This window comes from Leptolyngbya sp. CCY15150 (assembly GCF_016888135.1).
GTDB lineage: Bacteria > Cyanobacteriota > Cyanobacteriia > RECH01 > RECH01 > RECH01.
Window position 1 is genome coordinate 1 of record NZ_JACSWB010000294.1, and the last position, 204, is coordinate 204.

The 204-nt window shown below is 53.4% G+C and carries 1 protein-coding gene; it reads left to right on the forward strand.

All coding sequences use genetic code 11. The features are described 5' to 3' along the window. On the forward strand, positions 1 to 204 hold a 204-nt coding region (locus JUJ53_RS25650; protein WP_204154556.1), incomplete at both ends, for a cadherin repeat domain-containing protein.

Sequence of the window (204 nt, forward strand, 5' to 3'; positions counted from 1 at the left end):
CCAATGGCGCGGTGAATGCGCCAGAGAACACCACACTGGTAGTTGATATCGAAGCCACAGACGATAGCAGTAGCGAGGAGAATGGCCTGTCCTACAGTCTCAGTGGAGGGGAAGACCAAGGGTTATTTACGATTGATGCCACCACGGGTGAGTTGTCCTTCCTCTCCGCACCAGACTTTGAACAGCCGTTGGATGTGGGTAATG